The sequence below is a fragment of the Citrobacter sp. Ca225 genome (assembly GCF_030337175.1).
GTDB lineage: Bacteria > Pseudomonadota > Gammaproteobacteria > Enterobacterales > Enterobacteriaceae > Citrobacter_A > Citrobacter_A amalonaticus.
Genome location: NZ_JAOWCD010000099.1, coordinates 391,354 through 397,883, shown reverse-complemented (window position 1 = coordinate 397,883; position 6,530 = coordinate 391,354). Strand labels below are relative to the sequence as shown.

The window sequence follows — 6,530 nt, the reverse complement described above, 5'->3', positions numbered from 1 at the left end:
GGAAGGTGCGAATAAGTCCGAGATGTGAGATCATCGTGTTGTAACCTGAACCCAGAATGAGTAACCGGATGAGCCAGCAACTGACTTTTGCCGACAGTGAGTTTTCCAGTAAACGCCGCCAGACCCGCAAAGAAGTTTTCCTTGGCAGAATGGATGACTTGCTTCCCTGGGACAAATTACTTGGCGTTATCGAGCCTGTGTATCCCAAGGCCGGTAATGGTCGCAGGCCCTATCCGCTGGAAACCATGCTGCGTATTCACTGCATGCAGCAATGGTACAACCTGAGCGATGAGGCCATGGAAGATGCCCTCTATGAAATCGCCTCCATGCGCCAATTTGCTCGCCTGTCACTGGATAAAGCCATTCCAGACCGCACTACCATCATGAATTTCCGGCATTTGCTGGAGCAGCATGAACTGGCCCGCAAAATCTTCAGTACCGTTAATCACTGGCTAGCAGAGTGTGGCGTTCTAATGACCCAGGGCACCTTGGTGGATGCCACCATCATTCAAGCCCCCAGCTCTACCAAAAACAAACACAACAGCCGTGATGAAGACATGCACCAGACCAAGAAAGGTAACCAGTGGTACTTCGGCATGAAAGCGCACATTGGCGTGGACGCCAAAAGTGGCCTGACCCACAGTCTGGTGACCACGGCGGCTAACGAGCACGACCTCAATCAGGTTGGCAAGTTACTGCATGGCGATGAAGAATTTATCTCAGCCGATGCTGGTTATCAGGGGGCCGAAAAGCGCGATGAGCTCAGCGATGTCAGCGCAGACTGGCTTATCGCCAAGCGTCCCGGCAAAGTGAATGCATTGAAGCAACACCCGCGCAAGAACAAGCTGGCCATCCGTTACGAATACCTGAAAGCGAGTATCCGAGCGAAGGTTGAGCATCCATTTCGGATAGTAAAATGTCAGTTTGGTTTCGTCAAAGCCAGGTACAAGGGGCTGGCTAAAAATGACAGTCAACTGGCGATGTTATTCACCCTGGCGAACCTGGTTCGAGTTGACCAATTGATACGGGCACAGGCGAGATCTACCTGAAATGAGGAAATTAGCCTGAAACAGGGCCAAAATCAGCCACGAAGAGACGATTTTGGGCTGAAAATTGGAAAATTGAGCCACAGGACGTCGATAAAGGACGGTTTGGGGCGTCATATCGGGAGCTGCGGACCACTTAATCGCAACTTCCCTAACACCCGACTGGTAATATATCCATGGGAGATTAACCGATTCTGGACGGCTTTATGTAGAGCCGTGATCCCCTGTATTCCGATACAATGCTTTTCAACCTGGCGAATAAGATCGTTAAAGGTCAGCCAGTGGGGGAGGGCGACCGTTTTATCGATAACTACGTGTTTCATGTCATAGCAGACGGATTCTTTGGGCAGGATCAGCGTATCGCTATCTTGTACATTTTCTGCCGTGAGCAATGTCTTACTTTGAGGAGCAAGCTGATTATGCCTTGCCTGATCCTGTTGTTGACTGGTGGCACCTTGGCCTGAGACGGGCTCAGCTTCCACGATGCCAGGGCGTATCGCGAACAGTGAGAAAAGAATGAGACTGAGGCTGGTACGATAAACAATCATGATATTTAACTCTTCCCTGTAGGTACTGAACCTCAGAAGCATTTCTAAAATAAATTAATAAAGCCCCATAACTTCATGGGGCTTTGGAACTAAAATATATTAAATCCCAGTACAGATAACATAACCGCCAGGATAATAGATGATATCTACCACGACGTAGCCGTAATACATGTCACCTGGTTTATAAACGACGCCATTTTCCCAGACACCGTTACCTGCAGGTGTTCCATTAGGCTGTACCACGGTGTTATCATCGTTATTGGTTGAACCACCATTATCGGTATTATTGTTGTCAGGGGTATTCGCGCCATCATCCTGATTAGCCGAACCCGTTTCATTAATAACGCCCATGTTAGTGACATAACCCGTGGTATAAACGTGATCGCCCGTAATCGTACCGGTGCTTTCGTTGAACATACCGTTAGACGTATTCAGCTTAACATCACCGGTGCTGGAGATGTTGCCGCTGTTGTTCAGGTAATTAGTGGTCAGCGTAATACCGTTTTCCGCGCTCAGCGTACCGCTATTCATCAACGTTACGCGATCCATCTGGGCATTCAATTTATTACCAGCGGCAATGGTACCGTTGTTATAAGAGGTGCTCTGTGAATAACCGTAACTTCCCATCACATTGAGGTTGATATCATGCGCGGCACGGATATCACCGGTATTGTTCAGGTTGCTCATCACAGACAGGCTAGTATCTTCCCCTGCCTGAATAGCGCTTCCTGCGTCAGTCATCAGAGAAGAGGTTGTGATGTAGATGTTATGGCCAGCATTCATGTTGCCATACATCAGGTTATAGACATTGTTGGCGTTAACGTTGATGTCATTGTTACTGGAGATCGTACCGCTGTTAGCAAGATCGGACAGTTGCAGATTCATTTGATTAGCGTGGATTGCACCGCTGTTATTAAACATGCTGCTATTCATCTGCAGATTCAGATTACCGTCGGCGGTAATAGAACCACTGTTCTGGGCTGGGCCACCGTAGCTGCCCCAACCATTGGAACCGATGGTTAAAGACATATCCTGTCCCGCAGCGAGAGTCCCTGCGTTCTGGAAAGTATTTGTCACCGTCATATCAATGTTGTGACCCGCTTCCAGCTTGCTGGCAAGATCAGAATAATAAGACGAACCATACATGAAGATATCATTGCCGGCTGAAATCGTGCCGGACATGTTATCCAGTGCGCCATTGATAGAAACGGAACCGTCGCTATGAATTGTGCCGTTATGGTTAGAGAGCATGTTATTGCCGCTTACCTGCAACTGGCTGTCACGTCCCTGAGTCTGAATAACGCCGTTATCATTATTCAACATGGAGGCGTTAATCATATTCCAGCCATTACCTGCAGAAATAACCCCGTTATTGTTGGTCAGCGTATCGACGTTAACACTCATCGAGCCGTTGCTTGTCAGGCTGCCAGACGTGTTGTCCAGATTTGCTGAGTCCACGGTCAGCGAGCCTTTAGCATTGATACGACCGTTTGTATTATTGACGCCGGTCGCTCCCCAGGAGTTATAGCTGTTAGAAGAGCGAGCGATGCTCAGGGCGCCTTCGCTGGTGATTTCACCTTGGGTGTTATTCAGCGAATCCGCCATGATGGTGGTCTGCTGGTTTCCCTGAATCTTGCCATGGGTGTTTACTGTGTTTTTGCCAGACAAATCAACATAATTGCCTTTGATTTGACCATTGCTGTTGTCCAGTAATTCGTCGGCAGAAACGGAGACCATCCCATCAGACGTGATCTGGCCATTATGGTTCAGAACAGATGATCCCATTACAGCAGTGGAGTTTTTACCGCTAATATGGCCGCCGTTGTTTTCAATCACGCCATCAACATTGAGAGACAAGGTATCCGTCGCGGTCAGGTCTGCGTGATCAATACGCACGCCGACGCCACTGTCTGTCCCTTCCATGTAAATTTTATTGGCATACATGGAACCCAGCGCAGATACATCCAGCGCGACTTCCGGGCTGGTGCTGTCGTCATATTTTTTCTGTACGCGACCATTCTTATCAATACGGTTATTACCGGTAATGATGTTCAGCTCATTCGCCTGCAGTTTCGCATTGACCTTCACGGAGCGAGCGATAATGTCGGTGTACTGAGTGGAGCGGGTGTCCATACCTTTACCGGTAATAGACACCTGGCCTTTGCTGACGTCCAGTCCGGTTACGTTGCCCTGATTATCGTAGGTGGCCGTCCCCGTGGTTAGCGTTGCGTGGTTGGTGTTAATAAAACCGCAACCGTCGCAGGTAATGCCTGATGGGTTAGCAATAATGACCTGAGCGGACTGACCGGCGACTTCGATCATGCCGTTAAGCTGGCTCGGATCGGAGGAGCGCACTTCGTTAAGAATCACTTTTGCACTGCCGCTCGCCATATTAGCGTTGCCATTAATCTGGCCGGCTAACTGAGTGTTCGAATTGCTGCTACTGTTGTTCAGAATAACGCCGTTACTGTCTACGTTGAACTCAGAATAAACGTTATGTGAAACGCCACCCGCACTGGCTTTATTAATATCAACAACGGTAGTGCCATTTGCGTTGGTATGAATACCCGGTTGGTTAGTATTACCTGCTACAACCGCAGCGTGAGCTGGCATAATCATTCCAAGCGCAAGCATCGTTGCAAAGCAGGTTGGAGCCAGCTTTGCGTGTAAAACCTGACGATTATTGCGCACGATATTAATATTTTTGCTTTTCATTTACTGATCCTTGTATTTCCTTGAATATAAATTCCCCATTTCATTGGTGAAAAATGGGGGGGGTATGAAACCATGCAATCCCTTTAATCCAGAAAAGGACTTGTAACGATTCGTTTTTTTTTAACAGCAATTGTTGGCTGGGTGCGAAAAGTAACACATTGATAATTGCACAAAAAAATATCGCAATTATTTATTATAAAAATGTGTTTATTAGGTAATTCATTAATATGAAAGAGAGGCGTCGTCGAAAATGGGAAAATCGATTGATAAATGATATGGATAATTTCTGTTCAAGATATTTCTGAGGTGTTACACAATGTGTAAGAAACTTGAAAAAACCTTAACGAGTGGAAGGGTAATGAGAACAGGCACGTCGCGAAGCAACGTGCCTGAAGACATTAGCACTCAGTAATAATCGTGCTCAGCGGCAGGCGAGATTTTGGCAGCGAGGCATTAAAATCTTCCACGCTGTGATGACCGACAGGCACCACCACCACGCTGGTGAAGCCCTTTTCTTTCAGGCCAAATTCTGCATCAAGAATGGCGGCGTCGAAACCTTCGATTGGCACCGCGTCCAGACCCAGTGCGGCGACGCCTAACAGGAAGTTACCCACGTTCAGATACACCTGCTTTGCCATCCAGTGTGCATCGTCTTTCAGCTCCTTACGGTGCATGTCGGCAAAAAACGTGCGACCTTTGTGATTAGCGGCTTTCGCCTCCGCGGAAGCAAAACGCCCATCGGCCTCTTCCTGATCAACCACGCGTTCCAGCCATGCATCATCCATTGCCGTTTTGGCGCAGAACACCACGACATGCGAGGCATCAAGCATTTTTCGCTCGTTGAAGACAAAGTTACCGGCGGCAGATTTCGCCACGCGCGCTTTGCCTTCCTCTGTGCTGGCGACGATAAAGTGCCACGGCTGAGAGTTAGTACTGGACGGGCTGAACTGCAGCAGTGTTTTGATTTTTTCGGCTTCTTCAGCGGTCAGCTTTTTAGCTGGGTCGAATGCCTTGGTTGAATGACGTTTTAAGGCAACTGAAACGATATCCATAACGACTCCCGGTTGGTTTTAATCTTCGCAGGTTACAGGGTTCTCCCGGAGATGATAAGAGAGAAATGGCGAACACAGTTTTCATTATTTGAGACTAATCAGACCGGGCGGATTCGTTTCTGGCTGCGTTTAGGCAGGCCATCGACCACTAAATTCCACGAGTCGTTCACCAGCTCTTCCAGTAACGACTCGGTAATATCGTCACCGGGCGAGACGGAAATCCAGTGCTTTTTGTTCATGTGATAACCGGGGGTTATGCTGGGGTAAATCTGCTGATTTAACAGGGATTTTTCCGGGTCGGCTTTCAGGTTTATTACCGCACGGCGGTTAAATTCGGTGACGATCATAAAAATCTTTCCTTCGACCTTAAACACGTCGTACTCCGGGCCGAACGGCCAGCAGTGCTCAGTAAAGGGGAAGGCTAATGCCAGGCGTTTTGCGCACTCGTGCAGCGTTTTTTCGTCCATTACTTTTCCTCGCGGGTGAGGGCGCGCCACATGGCTTCAAAACCCAGAGAAATAAACTCTTCAGCGCGAGCCGGTTCACGGGCGGCAAATTCCATTGTCGTTTCTGCCAGCGTTAAAAACAGCGCATCGCCGAAGGCGCGATATTCATCGGACATAAAGACCGGTAGCACTGAGCGGTGACAGAGATCGCGCAGTTCAGGAAACATATCGTCGGCTTTTTGTTCCGTCTCTTTGGTGATTTTTTCGCTGACGGCCAGTTGGCGTATCGCGCGATGCCCCTGCGTGTGGTTTATCCCCCAACTGATATAGCTGCGCCAGATATAAAAGGTCAGCGCTTTGGCATCGGTCAGTGAACGATCCAGATTGGCGATCATCGACTGGCAGAGACTCTGTTTAAGATGAAGATACAGTTCGTTGATTAACTCGTCTTTGGTCGCGAAATAGCGAAACAATGTCCCTTCCGCCACGCCAGCATTGCGGGCAATCACTGCGGTTGACGCCGCGATCCCGGACTGCGCAATCGCCGTGGTTGCTGCCTCCAGTAATGCCTTTTTTTTGTCTTCACTCTTCGGACGAGCCACTACACTTTACCCTTAATGTGGTCTAAAAATGTGATTGAAACACGGCGTATGCAGCGCCGCAACGGTGAATGTCAAAGATTGAAAATCATCTTGACGAGAAACGTCTGATTTCTATAATGAG

At 48.5% G+C, this 6,530-nt stretch carries 6 protein-coding genes; 1 reads left to right on the top strand and 5 read right to left on the bottom strand.

Features of this window, described 5'->3' with window-relative positions; all coding sequences use genetic code 11:
• Positions 1-68: 68 nt before the first annotated feature.
• Positions 69-1,049 (top strand): IS5-like element ISEc68 family transposase, encoded by a 981-nt coding sequence (locus OGW13_RS20650; RefSeq protein ID WP_000082736.1) that lies wholly within the window; start codon positions 69-71, stop codon positions 1,047-1,049.
• Positions 1,050-1,159: 110 nt separating this feature from the next.
• On the opposite strand, the gene OGW13_RS20645 is transcribed toward OGW13_RS20650, so the two are convergent.
• The 5 genes from OGW13_RS20645 to OGW13_RS20625 all read right to left on the bottom strand — a co-directional run bounded on the left by OGW13_RS20645 (position 1,160) and on the right by OGW13_RS20625 (position 6,409).
• The gene (locus tag OGW13_RS20645) at positions 1,160-1,594 is read right to left on the bottom strand and encodes a POTRA domain-containing protein (RefSeq protein ID WP_287116426.1); all 435 of its coding nucleotides are present in this window, start codon (positions 1,592-1,594) and stop codon (positions 1,160-1,162) included.
• A gap of 99 nt (positions 1,595-1,693) precedes the next feature.
• On the bottom strand, positions 1,694-4,309 hold the full coding sequence (locus OGW13_RS20640) for a filamentous hemagglutinin N-terminal domain-containing protein (RefSeq protein WP_287116425.1): 2,616 nt from the start codon (positions 4,307-4,309) through the stop codon (positions 1,694-1,696).
• 398 nt (positions 4,310-4,707) lie between these two features.
• Positions 4,708-5,361: an oxygen-insensitive NAD(P)H nitroreductase gene (gene nfsB / locus OGW13_RS20635; RefSeq protein WP_043001491.1), complete on the bottom strand. Its 654-nt coding sequence runs from the start codon at positions 5,359-5,361 to the stop codon at positions 4,708-4,710.
• A 98-nt stretch (positions 5,362-5,459) separates the two neighbouring features.
• Positions 5,460-5,828, bottom strand: coding sequence for an MmcQ/YjbR family DNA-binding protein (locus OGW13_RS20630; RefSeq protein ID WP_043001490.1), 369 nt, complete (start codon positions 5,826-5,828; stop codon positions 5,460-5,462).
• Entirely contained in the window at positions 5,828-6,409 is a 582-nt protein-coding gene (locus OGW13_RS20625) for a TetR/AcrR family transcriptional regulator (RefSeq protein ID WP_043001489.1), read from the bottom strand. Before OGW13_RS20625 ends, OGW13_RS20630 begins: the two co-directional genes overlap by 1 nt.
• Between the last annotated feature and the right edge of the window lie 121 nt (positions 6,410-6,530).